Below are 19505 nucleotides of genomic sequence, written 5' to 3' on the forward strand. Positions count from 1 at the left end.
TGAAGTCTGATATCTAAAAAACAGCCGAAGACACACCTCGGATCACTAGTTGATCCAAGGATGCATCTCCGGCTGTCCGGTAGAATACGCATAAATTCAATTATTTCCGATATGTTAAGTAGGATTATAGCACCGTCTAATTTTGTCGTCAATTATTTTTCATGTTGGGTTTTCGGCCGGTTGAGACCAAGATGGTCACGTAACGTTCTGCCTGTATAGTCCTCGCGAAACAGTCCGCGCTGCTGGAGCAGCGGCACTACGCCCTCCACAAACTGTTCGAGACCACTCGGAAGCAAAGGGGCCATAATGTTGAATCCGTCGCAAGCCCCGCTTCGAAACCAATCCTCGATCCGATCGGCAATCTGCTGCGGGGTTCCGATCATCGTCATATGACCTCTGGCGACCGCGTAATGCCTGCCAAGCTCCAGAATGCTCATGCCCGATTTCGCGGCCATATCCATAATCATGATCGCCCGGCTGCTGTTCCCTTCCCTCGGCAGATCAGGCAGCGGACCGTCTACCGGATATTCGGTCAAGTCGGCATTCAGCAATTGAGACAAATATTTCACCCCTGCTTCCGGCAAGATGAGCTCGCTGAATGCCCGGTGATACGCCAAAGCTTCGGCTTCGCTCTCTCCGAGGAAGATCAGCAATCCCGGGAGAACCTTCACCTCTCCCCCTTCCCGTCCATACTCCTTAAGCAAGTCCTTAAACTCGCGGTAATACCTTATCGCATCTTCTTTACTCTCACAGGCCGTGAACACAACATCGGCTGTTTGGGCGGCCAGCCTCCTTCCCGCTGCCGAGGTTCCCGCTTCAATGATAACGGGCCTGCCTTGCGGAGATCTGGGCATGTTCAACGGACCTTCCACCCTGAAAAATGCTCCTTCATGATGAACCCGATGAATCCGTGTGGTATCCGCAAAAACAGCTCTCTGCCGATCCAACACAAGGGCATCGTCCTCCCAGCTGTCCCAACATTCCATCACAGCCCGCAGAAACTCCTCCGCCCGTTCATACCGCTTTCCATGCTCCATTAATTCCACCGAGCCGAAATTGCGCGCCTCGGCATCCTTCGTGGAAGTCACCACATTCCATGCAGCTCTGCCGCCACTGATATGATCCAGCGTGGACAGACGCCTTGCCAATGCGTAGGGCTCGTTGAATGTGGTAGATGCCGTGCCGGCTAATCCAACATACGCCGTGACGCCGGCCAGACTGCTGAGCATGGTCAGCGCTTCAGGCTGAAGAAAGCTGACATTCGTCCGCAAATCCTCGATCAAAGGAATCGAGTTATTGTCCGCAAGGAATACCATATCGAATTTCCCGCGTTCGGCTGCTTGAGCGCAGCGCTTATAGAAATCGTAATCCACGGCTCCGACCCCCGCCGAACCGGGATGCCGCCAAGCGGCAATATGATGACCGTAATTCATTAGAAAAGCACCCAGACTTAATTGGCGTCGCTCCGCACCCATCTCTATACTCCCCTTCGCTTTATCTCTTCTAAAAGCTTTACCTCTACAGAAACTTACGCTCAACCAGGTTCTCTACGTAATCACCGACAAACTTCCTATCATCAAGACGGGATTGAACCTCCTTCTCCCATGTCCCGGCATCCCGTAATGAAGCAAGTGTGACCTGATTGCCAAACCACGACTCCACCTCATCCCGCCGGATGGTGAAGATTTGGTCTTCAAAGGCGAAAATCAGTTTCTCCAAATTATCAATCATGGCAAAATTAGCAGTGGAGTTATAAACTAGCAGCTGCTTCAGCTTTTCCTCTTGCAGATCGCCGGCCCTGGCCTGGAATCGGATCTCGGCCGTCAATTCCTCCGGATACAGCTGAAATGTACGTTCGATGTCACGCATGGGAAGCGAAGCATTCAAATTGATCAGGTTCCCGGCATTCCCCATATACGGGCTCGCAAAGCTTAACGAATTCCGGATATCATGCGTCAACGGATCATTCTGCTCCGCTTCATATTGAACGGCCTGTTCGTCTGCTTTGGGCTTGATGAATCCCTCCAGTGCAGCCATACCCACTACGCCGATAAGCAGCAGTATAACGATCAGCCAATTTTTTTTGCTCATGGTTCATTCACCTCAAGTTGAAGAGTTAATTTACTAGCTTTTTGGACAAGCAGCGGAATGATGACCGACGTCATCGGGATGGCATATCGCATGACGGTCACGTAGAACGAATAGGGCCCATCGATCCGCAATTCTCGCCCAAACCACAGATCGCTGCCGTATTGAACCAGGAAGGTGTACATGGATACAACTAGGATAAATATCGACCACAGCCACCATGCCCCTTTGCTCCATTTGGCCAATTTGCCTGCGTTGATCACAGCTGTCTGCTTCTCATACCGTTTCAGATGCCGTGACATGGAAAGATACACCGCACCGGATAAGACAACGAGACATAGCAGAAGGGTGTTCACCCCTATACCGCTTGGCAAAAATCGGGCCGGTATGGTCACGATCCACGCCAGCAAGGAATAAATAAGCGCGCTCTGAACCAATTCATAGCGGAAACGGTAGCTGTAAACTTTTTGATTATCGTCAATGAGGGCTTCGATATCTTCAATGTTATCGATGGCCAGACTAATGGCCGATTGATATTCCATCCCATTCTCCATATAATCCGTAACCCGAGCCTCCAAATTGCTGAGAACCTCATTCTTTAGCTCTACCACTTCCTTGGTTTTGCGTTGATTCGCAAATAGACGGTCCACAAAGATCTCTAAGTCATGCCTGTTGGTCATTGTCTGTCAGCTCCTTTCCGTTTCCGATCAAAATATCAATAATCTCGCGCGCAGCCTTCCATTCCTCCTGATTGTGCCGCAAGCGTCCCTGTCCCTCCTGACTGAGGGTGTAATATTTGCGCCTTCCGCCCTGGGTTTCTTCACCCCAATAGGAACGGATGAATCCCTGCTTCTCCAACCTTCTCAGACTGGAATACAGTGTAGGCTCCTTCAGCTCAAATCGATTCCCGCTTCGCAGCGAGATTTCTTTAATGATCTGATAGCCGTAATTATCTCCGTCCGATAACACGCGCAAAATAAAGGTATCAATATTTCCACGTATCAAATCGCTGTTATGTATGGATTCAATCAAATACCCGGACCTCCTTAACGAAACGAATGGGTATAATATAACGCATATTACTATGCATGTCAAAGTAATACTTCACGCATTTATTTCTTCTTTCATCGATTGACGGTTTACATCCGCTACTATATAATTCTTGAAAGTTCTTTCTATTATAAATAGAATCCCTACGATACAAAATGCGGTTCCAATCCCTTCATTATTGTATTTAGTACGTGCAGGAGGAGACGGTTTTGCTTCATAAATACATTCGACGACTGAAATACTATATTCTCCGGACTCTCCGCATGCAAAATAGCGATCATCGAATTGCGCTCGGTTTTGCCGTCGGCTTCTTCCCTTGCTGGTACCCAACCTTCGGCATTGATCTGCTGCTGGCTCCGCTGCTCGCTCGCATGGTTCGGGCTAACATCCCTTCCGCCTTCCTTGCAGCTTCGGCAGGCTCCGTCTTGTGGCCGATCCTGTTCTATTTAAACTATAGAATCGGGGTATTTGTGCATCTGTTCACCACATTTCCCAAAACCTTTGAAATCGAAGATGCTCTCTCGGTACCTGTCCCGGAGACGGATTATAGGATTGAGACGAACCATTTTGGCAGATTAGGCGATATGGGCGTCAATTTTCTTGTCGGTGGTCTCATCAACAGTGTCCTGTCTACATTGATACTCTATATTTTGCTGCGCTTCGTTTTAACGTTCTACCGAAAACCATTGCTCCAACGAATAAAGAAATCCATCAAAAGAGGAAAAACCAAGAAGTAGCGGTTTAAATCGCAATTAACGGTACACCTTATAATCGCCCGTTTCGTAACAGCTTCATGCCGTTATGAATCAGGCGTATTTTTTTTCTGCATATCGAATGATCCCTAGCTCAGTCCCCCTCTCGACAAGTTAACTTCTCTGGTCATTTTGAATAACTTGCCAAGAGTACGGCATTCTATAAAAAAAGACACATATGAGCGTGAGGGGGTATCGGTTTTGAAGGAACAAACTCATCATGAACTGGTTGAGAATATAAAACAAAATCTTGAGAACTGTGAAGATGTCGTCTACCAATCATTTCGGGCCCATGGCAAATCCTGCACCCTGATTTATATCCAATCTATTATTGATACCAGCTCTTTGCATGAGCGTATCATTACCCCGCTCCTCAAAGAGGCCTCTGCCTTACAATTTAATTTAGATGACTTTATTAATGAGCTGGATCGTGGCGATTTACTCTCGATTCCATTCAACCGCTCATCATCAGCTCACGATATTGCGAACCTGATTGTAGAGGGCTATGTCGTTCTGTATATTGATTCATTGGTTAACGTCTATACCTTTGATCTAACGAAGTATGAAAAGAGAGCCGTCTCGGAATCCCAAAATGAGCTTGTGGTAAATGGCCCCCAGGAGGCTTTTATCGAGGACATCTTCACCAACCTGTCCTTGCTGCGTCACAAAATCAAACATCCCGCATTAAAGACGCGCCGTTACCAAATCGGGCGTTATTCGAAGACCCTTATATACATGGTATATATTGACGGACTGGCCGATAAGGATGTGGTGGCTAAGATCGAAAAAAATATCAAGGCCATATCTATCGACGGGGCCTTTGGCATCAGTACCTTATCTGAACAAATGAAAGAAGGCGTGAAATCGCCGTTTCCTCAGTTTCAATACACAGAGCGACCCGACTCTGTTGCAGCTTCACTGCTTGAGGGGAGAGTCGGGATGATGATGGACGGTACACCGTCTGCTCTTATCGTGCCGGTTACGCTCTTGTCTCTGCTGCAATCTTCCGAGGATTATTATCACAGCTTTTTTTCCTCCAGCTGGATCCGTCTTATTCGCTTTATGTTCGCTGTCATTTCGCTGCTGATGCCATCCATGTATGTTGCCATTACCACGTTCCAGCCTTCTATCATTCCGACGGATCTGCTGCTCACGATTACATCAACTCGTGAGAACATCCCTTTCTCGGCATTAACGGAAGCCCTCATTATGGAACTAACCTTTGAAGCGCTCAGGGAAGCCGGAACCCGAATTCCAAAACCGGTCGGTCAGACTATATCGATTATCGGCGCCATTGTCATCGGACAAGCCGCGGTGGAAGCAGGGATCGTGTCTAACCCGATGGTAATCGTGGTATCCATAACAGGGATTGCTTCGTACATCATTCCGCATTTTGAGCTTGGGCTGACATTTCGACTCCTACGCTTCCCCCTGCTTCTCTTGGGAGGAACACTCGGTCTAATCGGTTTGTTTGCAGGAACTTTTGTAGTGCTTGGACATTTGGCTTCGCTTAAATCCTTCGGGACTCCGTATCTGGAACCGGTAGCTCCGCTGGTATTCTCCGAGTGGAGGGATACATTTCTCCGTGCTCCCTCTCCCCTGCTGAATAAACGTCCGACTTCCTATGCTGCTCAGACCTCGAATAATAGGAGGCAGAAACCAAAATGAAATCTTCAACAATCATTCGATTTCTGCTGCCTTTAATCATTCTTACCGGTTGCGCAACCAAGGTGGAGGTTAATGAACAGACGTTCGTCTTCGCTATGTATATTAATAAAGGCAAGCAGCCGGGAAATGTAGAGGTTACCATTAGCGCTCCCCTGCCGAATCGCTTAATGTCCGGGCAGCAGGCCGGCAGCGGGAGCGGCGGCGATCCTTATGCCATGGTCTCCAAGGATTCCGCCACAATTCAGGATGCCTTGCATCTTATTCAAAAAGATCTGTCTCGGCGGCTTGACTTCAGTCATACCCGGGTCCTTGTATTGGGCCGAAGCTACGCTGAAGACGGTATTGAGGATTTAATGGATTGGTTTGAAAGGGAACCCACGATCGATTTCAGATGCTACTTGATGGTTGCACCAGGCGACGCCAAGCAAATCGCCAGATTAACGCCGATCTTTGAGCAAATGCCTTCGGAGGTTCTCATCAAATTCGCCGAACATCATAATATGGTGGCAACTACGGCGAGAGATATTTTATATGCAAGCAAAGCCAACCAAGGGTACGCCCTGACATACTTATCTGCAGGCAAAAAGCCGTTGGTAGCCGATCCAGCTAAAAAGGATGATTGGGCCGGAGTTCAAGGGACGGCGCTATTTCAAGGCCACAAGCTAAGGGCCACCCTGCCACTTAAGGAATCCATGGCCGTCAGCTGGGCTCTTAAGGAGCTAAGAGACGCGCTTTACACCGTGTCTTGGGACGATGGCAAGAACAAAGGTAAGGCCAGCCTGTTACTCATCAACATCAGATCCCAGAAGAAGGTGAAAATGACACCCGACGGCCCCGTTTTCACGGTTATGCTCAAGGGAAGGGCAGACATCATATACAAAAAAGACACACACTTACCGGATTCGGCTGCTATCAACAAAATGATTGAACGTGAATTGAATGACCAGGTCAGCACCCAAATGAACCGTGCTCTGCGTACATCCCAAAGGGCTGGTGCGGATATATTGCAATTAGGCATGGTCCTCGACTGGCACTACCCCGATGCTTGGCATAAACTGCGTTCAAGATGGGAAGATTTTTACAGAAATGAAGCAGAAATTCAAGTTTCGACTCATATTACCATACGAAACCTGGGAGCAAGTTTTAATGCCAAATCAGAATAAGGAGGAGAAAATCGAATGATAGCCATATTTTTTTCGGCGATTGCACTGCTGGAGTGGTACCTTGTCAGACAAAAATCGCGACGGGAAAAATGGATGGTGCTTTCCCTCATTGTACTGGCTGCCATATGGAATATGCTTGCCGCTTTCATCCATTGGTGGCCCACACCCAATCAATGGATCCACTGGGGATTCGGTTGGTTAGGCTGAAATTAGAAAGGAGAGGAGGCGATATAGGATGCGTAAAACTCCCTGGCAGCTGTTCCGGTTTGCGTTTGTTTATCTATCTGCCCAGCCCACTGGGTTTCTGATCACGCCTCTGCTATGGAATTCAGAATATCTAGGATGGATGTCCATTCTTGCCGGAAGTGCTATGAGTCTGATCCTTCTGTGGTTCACGATCAGGCTCGGCATGTGGAGCCCGAATACCTCCTGGGTGGATTTTGGAGAACGCCTGGTCGGGAAATGGGTTCATACCATGATCATCCTTTTGCTCTTGTTTTGGAGCATCAATTACATTGCCTTGGATATCGAAGGTTTTACCTTGTTTTTTAATACGAACTATATGCGGGAATCCCCGCAGTGGATTATCCAGATTATCATTGGATTGGTTGTGATCATCACGGCCAGATGGGGACTGGAAACGATGATTTATATGTCAGACGGATTATTTATACTTTCCGTGCTCTCTATCGTGCTGGTCAATATATTCTTTTTCAAAAACTCGGAATTTGAGATGCTGCCTGCTTTGATTACGCATCATAATTATGGTTCCGCGGCAACAGATGCCGTGTATTGTCTCTCTTTCTTTGCCGAATGGGTCGTATTCCTGTTTATTGCACCCTACATACAAATCGATCGGAGAGCGTTTCGCAATCTGGCCTGTTCAGGGCTCTTGGTCGCCTTGGCGGTTTTGCTTCAATGGTTGGCTGCCCTGCTCAATTTCGGTCCATACTTCGGACGAGAACTTCAATATCCGCTCGTGGAGCTTATGCGTTCTACCGGCGGCTTCCTCGGTAAATCCGATCCCTTAATGATAGGGTTATGGAGCAGCTCCATGTTTATGCACAGTGCGTTTTTGCTCCATGTCAGCGTAAAATGCCTGGGAAAGGTATTGAACCTAAAAAAAATGGACAATCCCCTGATTTCCTTGGTTGGTGGTACTTCGGTCGTTATCGCCTACCAATATTCGCGGAATCCTACGCTGTTTCAGGAGAATTACGACTCTGTGCCTATGATTGCTTTTTTCCTGACCATTGAAGCGATTCCCCTATTGTACTGGTTAGCCATACTTCTGCGCCCGCGAAAGAGAAAACGGCGGACAGCCTAGCAGCGCAGTATCGGAAATGAATGAAGCTTGTTTAGACGTAAGAAAATTAAAAAGAGTATCCTGCATTAGGATACTCTTTTTAATTCAACTGAAAAGTTCTGAGGAAAGTTGCGATGACCTAAAAGCCCGAAAGGTCCTTCATTTAGGATCAAAAGTGCAACAGCCTTACGATATGAGAACTTGGAAAAATAGAAAATTTGAAAATCTCTGTGCATAATGATGAAATTATTACGTAAGCGCTTCCTACAAAAAGGTTCTTTTATTGTAAGCAATTGGCATATTATATAGTACAGTAGACCAGCTGGCAAGGGTGGCAGCAGGAGGTGATAGGCATGGGCGTGAATGAAGCTTTGGCTTTAATGATATCGTTCGCCACTCTGGTCGTCTCGATCCTTGCCTTCCATAATAAGAAATAGACCCGTCCCTTGTACAGATGAATCTATTTCTTACGTCTGGTAGCAAGCAAATATCCACCTTGCAGGTAATGATCTGCTGTGCGGGGAGTCGGCGGCAACCGGCTCCTTTTGTAATACACAAAAATATCCTATTCCGATTTTTACGGAATTATGACTCGGTGGCTCCCGAATTAAGTATTTAGGATTGGCTTTACCTCGGCTATAATCTTCTCGATCTGTTTGGAGCTTTCTTCATACATTTTTTTTGCCTTCTTACTCTTTGTACTGAGGCTGAATAACTCCAGATCCGCCTGACATTTTTTCAAATTCGCATAGAGCAGTTTCCGCTCCTCATTTTGGGGAACCTGAATCTGATCATCATACAAATCGACGGTTAGTTGTCCATAAGTGTCTACCTGTGCGAGAAATACATCCTTGATCTTAGCGCCCTGCTTGTCCAGTTCTTCCACCAGCCATCCATGATTGAAGCCTGCGACGCGCAGCGGTTCATCCATGACTTCACCATCCATGACGACAACCTGTCCGGGCTTTTCCGGCGCTACCTGGACACCAAGATCTTTAGGAGTTAAAGGCAGATTCTCACGCGTCAGCAGAACATTAATTTCCCCGCTGGACTCCATAATGGCAAATTCCACGTCAGCGATCTGAAACACGTCTTTTTTCCGCAGCTGCTGCATTAACTCATCGGAAGACAGTTTTTCTTTCTTTAAATTATCTTCCAATATCTTGCCGTCTTTAATGAGCACGGTCGACTTAAAATCGATAAAGTCCCTGGCCTTCTTGCTCTTGATTGTCAGGAATTCAATAAGTAATGAACAGGCTACCCATACGCCCAGCGCTACTAATCCCAAATACCAGTTCGCATCAAGATCCAGGGAGATGTAGGCGGCCAAGCTGCCGATCGTAATCCCCGTTAAATATTCAAAAAAAGATAGCTGCGTAATTTGCCGCTTGCCCAGCAGTTTCGTCATCAGAAACAACACGACCACAGCACATAAGGTTCTAAGTACAATTTCCAACCACTCGGCCACAATAAAGCCTCCTCATTTCATGTCTTGACTAAATAATCACACTTTAGATTATTGTCAAATATCCCTTTAGAAATCACACCATTATTTTCCAAAATATGCTCCATGCATGTTCTTCTGCAAAATGCGTACATTATTACGCATGAAAGGAGTGATAAAAACCAATGACCGTAGCTTCCGATGTTAAAACATGTCTCTCATCCTTAAAAAGCGCTCAGGCCAGCCTTGAGCAATTTGCACTGTCCACGCAAGATCAAAATGCCAAGGATTTGTTCACGGCTGCAGCTCAACAGACACAGCAAGTCGTGGACCAAGTGGCCCAGCGGGTTCAGCAGCTTGAACAGGAAGAGCCTCAGTATAAAGGTTTCTAAACATAAGTTTTTAGTTTGCTCCATCACATGTAAGCCTAAGCCTACCTCCTATCTTCCCCTGATAGGAGGTACTTTATATTGTGTTATTTATTATTGAGTTATCCTCCCCATCAGGGTAAAGTGTTAATAACGGCGACTGAATTCAAGGGGGTAGATTCGATGAAGAATGAAACGCGTCCTATCGATGTCATCACGTTCGGTGAATCGATGGGATTATTATATCCGGAAGGTACACGGGGCATAGGACAAGGAGGAAGCATGGCACAATCCTTCGGCGGTGCCGAAAGCAATCTCGCCATCGGACTGTCCAGGCTTGGCTGCAGCAGCGGATGGTTCGGTCAACTCGGTAACGATCCGATCGGAACCGGTATTTTGAAAACGCTTCGAGGAGAAGGTGTCGACATTTCCGCCGCCAGACAAACGGATATTGCACCGACCGGCCTTATGCTGCGCCAGAACGTTCGCGGTCAATCCTCCGTCTATTACTACCGCAAAGGCTCCGCCGCCAGCCACATGACGCCGGACCATGTAGACTCCGAATACATAGCCAATGCCCGCATCCTTCATTTTACAGGCATCACCGCAGCTCTAAGCAGCAGCTGCCTGGAGACGATTCGGCATGTCATTTCCGTATGCAAAGCACATGGCGTCCTGATCAGCTTTGACCCTAACCTGAGGCTCAAGCTATGGAATATCGAGGAAGCTCGCCCTGTATTGCTGGAACTTGCGGAAGCCTGTGATTATTTTCTTCCGGGCTATGACGAATGCAAGCTGCTGTTCGAAACTGAGGACGAGCAGGCGATCCTGGACCGACTGCGACAGCTTCCCGGAATGTCCGTTATCAAAAGTTTCAATGGGAGCAATGTCATTGTCCACAAGAGCCACACCTACTCCCTTCCCTTTGAACAGGTGGATCAAGTGGTGGACACCGTGGGAGCAGGCGACGGCTTCTGTGCTGGTTTCCTTGCCGGTATCGCCAAGGGCTGGACACCCGAAGAGGCTCTCTCGCTGGGCGGCTTAACCGGTTCGCTGGTGATCCAAGCGCCCGGTGATTGGGAAGCACTTCCGACCTGGGAAGAGGTACAACAGCGGCGCGGAAATGCTGCTCATATCGAGCGTTAGCTCCTGTTCATTAAACGAGCCATCTTTCTAATCCATTCATAGACGAGAAGGAGTGTGTAACATGAAAAAGCTAAGACTGATCGAACAAATTCATCATGCGGGTGTCGTCGCTGTCCTTCGCGGAGATTCCCCCGAAGAGGTTGTCGAGATTGCCAAACGTGCGATTGAAGGCGGTATCAAGGTTATCGAAGTAACCATGACCGTACCGTTCGCTACCGAAGCCATTACGACGCTGGCCAAAATGTACTCCTCTAAAGACCCGCAAGCGGATAACTATGCCATCATTGGCGCAGGCACGGTTCTCGATGCTGAAACAGCTCGAATCACCATTCTTGCCGGTGCCGAGTTTGTAGTCTCGCCGGGCTTCGACCGCGATACCATTATGCTCAGCAATCGTTACCGCATCCCGGTTATGCCGGGCGCCGTAACCGTTCATGATATCGTTGCCGCTCTTGAGCTTGGCGTCGACGTCATCAAGCTCTTCCCGGGCAATCTGTACTCTCCATCCGTCATTCCATCTCTGAAAGGTCCGCTCCCGCAGGCCAACATCATGCCAACCGGCGGCGTAAATCTGGACAATCTGCATGAATGGATCAAGGCCGGCGCGTTTGCGGTCGGGATCGGATCGGATCTGACCAAGGACGCATTGAAGAGCGGTGACTTCAATCTGATTACAGAAAAGGCACGCGCATATATCAACGCCTTTAAGGAAGCTCAATCGCAAAGATAAAAAATGCTGTACGGTTTTCGTATAGGATTCCTCCGAATATCGCTCTTTTCATAAACAGACAAGCCTATCAAGAGTCGACTTGATAGGCTTGTCTGTTTATTTAATCCGTCTCTTTTTGAACCAACGCTTCTGGGTGAACATTCCTGTCGTAAAGCCGCCCGCTACGATCGTCAGAACAGAATACATGAAGGTGCTTTCCGACAACAGGAAACCTCCGAAACCAATGATCACGGCATCCATCAGCAAAATAATGACGCCTACATTTAACGGCAAATATTTAGCCAGGAAATGCGCCAGCAGATCCGTTCCGCCCGTGCTTGCATTGTGTCTTAGCATAAATCCAAGTCCGGCTCCGATCAAAGCCCCGCCCAGGAGCGCGCTCAGGATGACATTCGGGGCAAAAAATCGCAAAAAATCCGGTTGCAGCGGTGAAAGCAAATCGATAATAAATGAAGATATCAGCATGCCTGACAGACTATTGTAAAAAATTTCGCGATTTAATATCCAGGCTGCGATAAACATGGGAATGCTGCACAAAATGATGACGAATCCGATATGTAGATCAAACACATAGTTAGCTATCAGGGCGATGCCGATAACTCCACCATCCAAAACTTTATGCGGGACAAGAAAAAAATTGGTCCCCATCGCGATCAGAAAACTGCCGATCACGATAATGACATGTTTTCGAAATGACACCATTTCCCCATCTCCATTTATAAGGGCATGTCTCATTTATATGCTTGCCATTTCGAAAAATTGCGGACTTGCTGTCCCGCATTTGAAAAAAATTCCACCGAGCTCGATTCGGATACCTTTTGCTACTAATCTTTTACATAAATCAAACGCTCGGTCCGTGCCATCACCTTGGTCTTCATATAGGGATAGTTCTCATAACAATAATCTACAAAATACCCCGGCTTCTCTCCATTCCAAGGGAAAATATCATAGTGCATGGGAATGGTCAGATCGAATCCCGATGCTGCGGCAAGCTCTGCTGCCTCCCGAAAGCCCATATTTCCAACGATTCCGTCTTTCCGGCGGAAGGCATCTCCCCCGTTGATCGGCACCATCCCGATATCAATCGCATACGCTTGTAACCTTTCAACCAAACCAGGATAAACGACGGTATCTCCCGCATGGTAGATCAACACGCCCTGGATATCCACCAAATATCCGACATATCGGTGCCCGAACTGTTCATGCTCATCCAATGTTTCATGGGCAGCCGGAATCGCCATCAGTCGGAAGCCCTCAAACTGCTGCCATTCATCGCACATCGCCGCGTACAAACGCTCCGGAGCGACACCGGCCTCTCTCATCGCTTCATGGCAGCAAGCCGGTGCGACAAAAATTGTCTCTGGATTCTGTTTGGCTATGACCGCAATCGTTCCCAGATCCATATGATCGTCATGCTCATGGGTGATCAGCACCATGTTCGCATTCGTGATATGCTCCGGGGTCAACGGTGCAGGAAATGCGCGCTTGAATCCCGCTTTGCGTTCCAGATCATCGGACATATAAGGATCGATATAGATGACAACCTCCCCGCCCTTAAGGACAACGCTCTCCTGTCCCAGAAACCATACCGCCGCCATTCCTTCAGCTGTGGACGTCCGGTTGATTTCTTCGATAAGCTCCTCGGGACCTCGACCCTTGCTGTTCTGTTCCATCATCTCTATTCTCTCTCCTTCCATTTTCGATCATGACTAGATTATAACATGCGGTCAACTGCAGAAATGACCAACCGACTATGAAAAAAACGAGTCCGAAGTAAGCAGAAACGCCTACTCCAAACTCGTATTGTCTCATCTGTATGAATCTATTTACGCTCAAGCGGCTTCTTCCACAGACCAAGCAGCAGGCCTGATAGCACCGCGCCAATCAGGACGGCCAGCAAGAACAGAAGCGCATGGTTGGCCAGAGCGGCAACAAAAATTCCCCCGTGAGGAGCAGGGACGTTGATGCTCCACAGCTGCGTCAACCCGCCGGCAACCGCCGAGCCGAGGATGCAAGATGTCAGCACGCGCAGCGGATCGGCAGCGGCGAACGGGATCGCGCCTTCCGTAATGAAGGAAAGTCCCATCACATAGTTGGTCACACCGGACTTTCGTTCCTGCTCCGTAAACTTATGCTTGAAAAACGTCGTCGCCAGCGCAATAGCAAGCGGAGGAACCATACCGCCGGCCATAACCGCAGCCATCATGGCTCCGTTCGTATTGCCGCTGGATGTAAAGACGCCGATCGCAAATGCATATGCCGCTTTATTGAAGGGTCCACCCATGTCAATCGACATCATTCCGCCCAGAATAAGACCAAGAATCACCGCGTTTCCAGTACCCAAATTGTTCAGAATATCAATCAGGCCGAGATTGATCCAGCTGAAGAACGGATCAAACAGGTAGAACATGATCGTTCCGGTTACAAGGAGGCCGACAACCGGGTACAACAGAATCGGCTTTAAGCCATCAAGCGCTTTGGGCAGACCAGCAAAGACTTTGCGCAGCAGAATCACCACATAACCCGCCAAGAAACCTGCCGCTAGCCCGCCAAGAAATCCCGAATTAGAATTCAGGGCCATTAGCCCTCCGACCATACCGGGCATCAACGCCGGACGATCACCTATGCTGAGCGCAATGAATCCCGCCAGAACCGGAATGAGGAAGTGGAAGGCGCCGTCTCCCCCGCCAATCGTCTGCAGCAGCTGGAAGAGGGGATGATTGTCTCCTGCAAGCTGCTCGATCAGGAAGGAGATAGCCAGAAGAATACCGCCTCCCACGACGAATGGCAGCATATGCGAAATACCATTCATCAGGTCCTTATACACTTTCGTGCCTATGCTGCCCTTCTCCGCGTCCTTCGCCTGCGACTCACCTCCGCCTTCGCTCCGGTAGATGGGGGCATCACCGCTCATCGCTTTGCGAATCAGCTCCTCCGATTTGCGGATACCGTCGCTGACCGGTCGCTGGAGCACAGGCTTTCCGTTAAAGCGGGCCATTTCCACGTTTTTGTCGGCGGCAATGATGACGCCTGCCGCCCTGCGGATTTCCTCTTCCGTCAACACGTTCTGCGCACCCTCCGAGCCATTGGTCTCCACCCGGATCTCGACGCCCATTTCCTGAGCTTTCTTCTTCAGGGCATCTTCAGCCATAAACGTATGGGCAATACCGGTCGGACACGCCGTTACGGCAACAACAAAAGCATCCGAGGTTCCGTCAGCAACCTTCTTGGGGTCAGATTCGGAAGTGACATCGGATTCCGGAGCCTTCTCCGATTCCTTTTTTGCCGCTTCCCTTCTCTTGGCCGCTTCCTTCTCCGCCTTGGCAGCTTCTTCCACTGCCTGTTTCGAATCAAATAACGCCGTTACTTCCCCGGGCGTCTTCGTATTCATCAATTGTGCGATAAATTCGGTATCGATCAACAGCCGCGATAGTGCGGCAAGCGTACGGAGATGGGTATTTCCGGCTCCTTCCGGAGCTGCGATCATAAAAAACACATACGCCGCCTCTCCGTCCAGCGCTTCGAAATCCACGCTCTGACTGCTCTTGGCAAACACGACGGTCGGTTCATTAACCGCTTTCGTCTTCGCGTGCGGCATCGCGATGCCGCCTCCGATTCCCGTACTGGATTCGGCTTCACGCTTCAGAATCATCTCTTTGAACAAGACCGGATCGTTGATCCGCCCGCTTGCAGCCAGGCTTGCGATCAGTTCATCAATGGCTGCCTCCTTCGTGACCGCCTTCAGGTCCATGATCATCGTTTCTTGTATCATTAAATCCGTAATTTTCATGCTGGTTCACACTCCCTTGATATCCTCGTGATGACTGCCACGCCATAGCCGGCCGCATCATAACCGCGTAATCGATGTAAAGCGGCTTACCACTCCGTGATCCTAACCTGCGGAAGAAGTCGATCAATCGTTTCCCGCACAGCCAAATCGTCCGAGAACGCCGTCGCGCTACCCGAGGCGACCCCTGTCCGGAATGCCTCGATCGGATCCTTGCCCATCGCTAGCGTACCGACGAATCCGGCAATCATCGAATCACCGGCCCCGACGGAATTACGGACTGTACCTGACGGTACGCTCGCGTGATATACCCGATCGGCCGTGATGAACAGTGCCCCTTCGCCGGCCATGGAGATAAGAACATGCTGCGCTCCTTCCTCTAGCAGCTTTCGGCCGTACTCTACAAGCTTCTCGCTTGAATCGATAACAACGCCGAATAATTCGGCCAGTTCGTGATGATTCGGCTTTACGAGGAGCGGCTTCCAGGCCAATGCCTTCATCAGCGCCTCTCCAGTGGTGTCCATCACGAATTCGGCACCGCACTTCCGGCACGTTTCGATAAGAAGGCCATAAAAATCAGGTCCCAGCGAAGGCGGAACGCTGCCGGACAGCACAACGATGTCCCCTGCTTGAAGCTGTGACAACTTATGAAGCAGTTCTTTCGTTTCTTCCTCGCGGATGATAGGACCCAGGCCGTTAATCTCGGTCTCGTCGCCATGCTTAAGTTTGACGTTGATGCGGGTATCGTCCGCGATATTCACGAAATCGGTGCGGATTCCTTCCTTGCCCAGCATCTCGTCTATATAACGACCGGTGAATCCGCCCAGGAAACCAATGGCCGTATTATCAGCTCCAAGCTGGTTCAACACCCGCGATACATTAATTCCTTTGCCGCCCGGAAATTTCAAGTCCCGTGTCATTCTGTTCAAACCGCCGAGCTCGATATGTTCAACTTCCACGATGAAATCGATGGAAGGATTCAGTGTTACCGTATATATCATCATGATCCCTCAATTATTTTGGTTTTCTGTGAAATAGCCTTCTTCCAGGATTCCGATAAGGACTCCGTAATCAGCGTCGCTTCGTTCAGATCCAGTAATTTGGCAAAGGAAACCTCTCCTATTTTGCTTGAATCCGCAAGGACATAACTGGAGGCGGACAGCTGGTGGGCTCGCCGCTTGATCAAGGCTTCTTCCGGATCGGGCGTGGTGTAGCCCATCTCTACATCCACACCGTTCGTGCCGAGAAAGCAGCGGTCAAAGCGGAAGTTGTCCATATTTTGAAGCGCTATGCTTCCGATGACGGCTTTGGTATGAATTTTCATCATGCCGCCCAGTAGATAACTTTTGATTCGTTTGCTTACCAGCGCTTCGATATGGGATAAACCGTTCGTTACCACCGTAACGTCCTTCGCGTCGATGAACGGTATCATCGCCAGCGTGGTCGTTCCCGCATCGAGGTAGATGCTTTCTCCATCCTCCACCTGTGCTGCCGCTAACCGGGCAACGGTATTTTTCTGTTGAATGTTTTTGAACGTTTTTTCCTCAATTCCAGGTTCCTGTATCTTTGGGCTCGGCAACGCGGCTCCGCCATGAATGCGCTTTAATAATTGACGTTCTTCAAGGTCGATCAAATCACGCCGTACCGTTGATTCCGAAGCTTCAAGGAGTTCAACCAATTCCTGCAGCTTCACGACGCCACGTTCTTGCAAGCGCTCTAATATGATTCGGTATCTTTCTTCCGTCAGCATAATGTGAATTCCCCCTCAAAGCATATAGTAACATAAACATACCAAAAAACAATCTAAAACTTTCAAAATCATTCACAATCATTCAGGGAGACAATGAATCATTTACCATATCCCATGATATCCATTTTCGCGTTTCTTCCTTATTCCTGACAGTTTACCCATTATCAAGACAACTAGTGTCGAAACATCACATAAACGTTTGTAACCTGCCGCCTCTACACTATATACTGGTAAATAGGAAACTCTCACAGTATAGAAGAGGTGACATGAATGGACCAATTGAAAGAAGCCTATGAGCGAATGGGTCTGCCGGAGGATGCAACCAAGGAACAGCTAGACGACCGGTATACGCTGCTCATGCGCCAAACCCGCTCACATCAAAGGCGGGAGCCGGACCGGGCGGAGGAGATCGAAGCCGAGTTTGCCGACATCACCAAAGCCTATAAATTCATCCTTGAAGAAGAGAACCGTAAAGCTTTGGAAGAGATGAATCAGAAACGGTACGGCAAATATAAAAGGTTTGCCGGGACAGCGGAGAAAACCGATCATTTCTTCCGTTATTATAAATTTCATGTGCTCGGCGGTATTGCTCTAGTCGGCGTCCTCATTTATATCGTGATCAGTATTTTCAACCATCAGGCCGAAAAAGAACGGTTGGCCAATCTGCCCCCGGTTGATCTGGAAGTCATGTTCCTCGGATCTTATATGAATCAGGATGGTGGACAGGACCTCAAACCAATCGAGGATGCGATTCTGGCGCAATTCCCCGATTGGAAACGCGTAACCGTTAACATTAACTATGTACCGCCTCTGGATTCCAACAATCCGCAGGATGCAGCCATGCTGCAAAAGGCACTGCTTGTACTGTCCACCGAGCGCCCGGACCTGTACATTATGGATCAGACCGCCTTTGATTGGGTTGGCAATCAAGGGATGGTGCGCCCCCTCGAAGCCGAGGTTGAAGGCGAGCTGAAGGAACTGCTCACGCCGGAGATGCTGGTAAAGGGGAAAAATGAGGAAGACGGTTCGGAGCATGTGTATGCCGTGGATATTATGGGCAGCCCGCTCGGCGAACAACTGCCTGTCCTTAAGAAAGAAATGCTTGCGGGCATTCGTGAAGGCACGGAACGTGACGCAAATGCACTGCGCTTTATTAAGCAATATTTGGAGACCTCCAAGCAATAATGAATGCATCCATCCGATATGAATAACAAAACAGCCTCGCTGCTCAGCCTTATGGCCAAACAGCAGAGGCTGTTTTTGCGAGTATTATTGATTCATAATCGAGCTCAAGGATGTAAAAGCATGCGTAGCAAATCCTTCGGAAGGTTCGCGGTGAGGGTTATTGACGCGGAAGATATAACCCTGTCCGTCAATCTCATCCACAATGTACATCTTGGTCAGGCTCTCACCTTCGCCTATCATATACACGGATGCACCCTCCATGACCTTATGCTTCTCATTGTCGCCAGCTTCACGAACCTTACCGGCATCGGCAAGCTCCTTCTTCGCTTCCAGCCTGAGTTCATCCTCGTTATAATCCGAAGGCAGCTTCGTAATCTCAACATAATAATCTTGATCCACATTCATGGTCAGCTTATTGGTCTTTGCATCAAAGGAAAAGATATCAAAAATATACAGCGCGTAGCCGTCGCCCTCTGCCAGTTTAGCTGTTTTGGTCTCTTTCATGCCCTCCAGCTCAAGCTCAAACTCTTTGGTTGCAGGCAGCTGCGCGGTCTCCGAACCCTTGCCCCCGCCTTCCTCTTCCACCGTCAGCTTGGTGAGAATCAGCTGTTTCAATTCTTCTTCACCCTCAATGGGCTGCTCCCAATACTCATACGAGACGGATTCATCTCCCTGTAGTTTGGATATGACTTGGTCCATACCTTCGTCCAGCCGGAACGCGGTAGGACCGTCTGCTGTTTCAATTTCAATGGAATTGTTATCGATTTGACCTACATAGGTACCGGTACCCTGCTTGATCTCGATCTTCGGCTCTTCGACGGGTTCAGCCGGTTCCTTGACATCATCCACTATGGGATTCGGATTAGCCGGCGGCTGAGAAGTTGGGTTTTCGCCTCCACATGCCGTTATTGCCATCAGCAGCATTGCAGCGGTCGTTAATGCGATCATTTTGCTCAAATGCTTACGCTTAGCCATAAAACCACCTCCATTAGAATTAACGGGAAACTTATGGAATATGTTGCACAATTACAGCCTTTTTTGGAGTATGCTCAGCTCTCGACCCAAAAC

20 protein-coding genes are annotated in these 19505 nt (G+C 48.8%); 9 read left to right on the forward strand and 11 right to left on the reverse strand.

What is annotated here, in order from left to right:
* Positions 1-152: 152 nt before the first annotated feature.
* From MKY82_RS26680 to MKY82_RS26695, 4 genes are read right to left on the reverse strand one after another with little or no spacing between them, the layout of a single operon-like run.
* Positions 153-1475: an LLM class flavin-dependent oxidoreductase gene (locus MKY82_RS26680; RefSeq protein ID WP_339294746.1), complete on the reverse strand. Its 1323-nt coding sequence runs from the start codon at positions 1473-1475 to the stop codon at positions 153-155.
* A gap of 43 nt (positions 1476-1518) precedes the next feature.
* A complete protein-coding gene (locus MKY82_RS26685; RefSeq protein WP_220684084.1) occupies positions 1519-2091 on the reverse strand; it encodes a DUF4825 domain-containing protein in 573 nt (190 codons plus the stop codon).
* Positions 2088-2768 carry a permease prefix domain 1-containing protein gene (locus MKY82_RS26690; RefSeq protein ID WP_339294747.1) on the reverse strand — a complete coding sequence of 227 codons (681 nt, stop codon included), beginning with the start codon at positions 2766-2768 and terminating at the stop codon, positions 2088-2090. The genes MKY82_RS26685 and MKY82_RS26690 overlap by 4 nt, the downstream gene beginning before the upstream one ends.
* Complete coding sequence (locus MKY82_RS26695) at positions 2752-3120, reverse strand: PadR family transcriptional regulator (RefSeq protein ID WP_194544265.1); 369 nt, start codon at positions 3118-3120, stop codon at positions 2752-2754. The genes MKY82_RS26690 and MKY82_RS26695 overlap by 17 nt, the downstream gene beginning before the upstream one ends.
* 227 nt (positions 3121-3347) lie before the next feature.
* Between MKY82_RS26695 and MKY82_RS26700 the strand changes: the two genes are divergently transcribed.
* From MKY82_RS26700 to MKY82_RS26720, 5 genes are all read left to right on the forward strand, one after another.
* Complete coding sequence (locus MKY82_RS26700; protein ID WP_194544266.1) at positions 3348-3875, forward strand: DUF2062 domain-containing protein; 528 nt, start codon at positions 3348-3350, stop codon at positions 3873-3875.
* A gap of 216 nt (positions 3876-4091) precedes the next feature.
* Positions 4092-5558: a spore germination protein gene (locus MKY82_RS26705; protein ID WP_194544267.1), complete on the forward strand. Its 1467-nt coding sequence runs from the start codon at positions 4092-4094 to the stop codon at positions 5556-5558.
* Positions 5555-6721, forward strand: coding sequence for a Ger(x)C family spore germination protein (locus MKY82_RS26710; RefSeq protein WP_339294748.1), 1167 nt, complete (start codon positions 5555-5557; stop codon positions 6719-6721). Before MKY82_RS26705 ends, MKY82_RS26710 begins: the two co-directional genes overlap by 4 nt.
* 15 nt (positions 6722-6736) lie before the next feature.
* Positions 6737-6928, forward strand: coding sequence for a hypothetical protein (locus MKY82_RS26715; RefSeq protein ID WP_194544269.1), 192 nt, complete (start codon positions 6737-6739; stop codon positions 6926-6928).
* A gap of 28 nt (positions 6929-6956) precedes the next feature.
* Positions 6957-8048, forward strand: coding sequence for a GerAB/ArcD/ProY family transporter (locus MKY82_RS26720; protein ID WP_194544270.1), 1092 nt, complete (start codon positions 6957-6959; stop codon positions 8046-8048).
* A gap of 586 nt (positions 8049-8634) precedes the next feature.
* Here the strand turns inward: MKY82_RS26720 and MKY82_RS26725 are convergent.
* Positions 8635-9495, reverse strand: coding sequence for a DUF421 domain-containing protein (locus MKY82_RS26725; RefSeq protein ID WP_194544271.1), 861 nt, complete (start codon positions 9493-9495; stop codon positions 8635-8637).
* 161 nt (positions 9496-9656) lie between these two features.
* Here MKY82_RS26725 and MKY82_RS26730 point away from each other — a divergent pair, with 161 nt between their 5' ends.
* From MKY82_RS26730 to MKY82_RS26740, 3 genes are all read left to right on the forward strand, one after another.
* Entirely contained in the window at positions 9657-9863 is a 207-nt protein-coding gene (locus MKY82_RS26730; protein WP_053491912.1) for a DUF1657 domain-containing protein, read from the forward strand.
* Between the two features lie 159 nt (positions 9864-10022).
* The gene (locus tag MKY82_RS26735) at positions 10023-10985 is read left to right on the forward strand and encodes a sugar kinase (protein ID WP_339294749.1); all 963 of its coding nucleotides are present in this window, start codon (positions 10023-10025) and stop codon (positions 10983-10985) included.
* A gap of 61 nt (positions 10986-11046) precedes the next feature.
* Entirely contained in the window at positions 11047-11715 is a 669-nt protein-coding gene (locus MKY82_RS26740; RefSeq protein WP_194544273.1) for a bifunctional 2-keto-4-hydroxyglutarate aldolase/2-keto-3-deoxy-6-phosphogluconate aldolase, read from the forward strand.
* Positions 11716-11811: 96 nt separating this feature from the next.
* Here MKY82_RS26740 and MKY82_RS26745 read toward each other — a convergent pair whose 3' ends face one another.
* From MKY82_RS26745 to MKY82_RS26765, 5 genes are all read right to left on the reverse strand, one after another.
* The gene (locus MKY82_RS26745; RefSeq protein ID WP_194544274.1) at positions 11812-12417 is read right to left on the reverse strand and encodes a YitT family protein; all 606 of its coding nucleotides are present in this window, start codon (positions 12415-12417) and stop codon (positions 11812-11814) included.
* 122 nt (positions 12418-12539) lie between these two features.
* Complete coding sequence (locus MKY82_RS26750) at positions 12540-13391, reverse strand: MBL fold metallo-hydrolase (RefSeq protein ID WP_194544275.1); 852 nt, start codon at positions 13389-13391, stop codon at positions 12540-12542.
* A gap of 146 nt (positions 13392-13537) precedes the next feature.
* Positions 13538-15505 (reverse strand): fructose-specific PTS transporter subunit EIIC, encoded by a 1968-nt coding sequence (locus MKY82_RS26755; protein WP_339294750.1) that lies wholly within the window; start codon positions 15503-15505, stop codon positions 13538-13540.
* 86 nt (positions 15506-15591) lie between these two features.
* Positions 15592-16503: a 1-phosphofructokinase gene (pfkB, locus tag MKY82_RS26760; RefSeq protein ID WP_220684080.1), complete on the reverse strand. Its 912-nt coding sequence runs from the start codon at positions 16501-16503 to the stop codon at positions 15592-15594.
* The gene (locus tag MKY82_RS26765; RefSeq protein ID WP_071217888.1) at positions 16503-17252 is read right to left on the reverse strand and encodes a DeoR/GlpR family DNA-binding transcription regulator; all 750 of its coding nucleotides are present in this window, start codon (positions 17250-17252) and stop codon (positions 16503-16505) included. The genes pfkB and MKY82_RS26765 overlap by 1 nt, the downstream gene beginning before the upstream one ends.
* A 270-nt stretch (positions 17253-17522) precedes the next feature.
* Between MKY82_RS26765 and MKY82_RS26770 the strand changes: the two genes are divergently transcribed.
* Positions 17523-18437: a J domain-containing protein gene (locus MKY82_RS26770; RefSeq protein ID WP_339294751.1), complete on the forward strand. Its 915-nt coding sequence runs from the start codon at positions 17523-17525 to the stop codon at positions 18435-18437.
* Between the two features lie 84 nt (positions 18438-18521).
* Here the strand turns inward: MKY82_RS26770 and MKY82_RS26775 are convergent, their stop codons facing one another.
* Entirely contained in the window at positions 18522-19412 is an 891-nt protein-coding gene (locus MKY82_RS26775) for a hypothetical protein (protein ID WP_194544279.1), read from the reverse strand.
* Positions 19413-19505 lie beyond the last annotated feature (93 nt).

This window comes from Paenibacillus sp. FSL W7-1279 (assembly GCF_037969845.1).
Taxonomy (GTDB): Bacteria; Bacillota; Bacilli; order Paenibacillales; family Paenibacillaceae; genus Paenibacillus_AQ.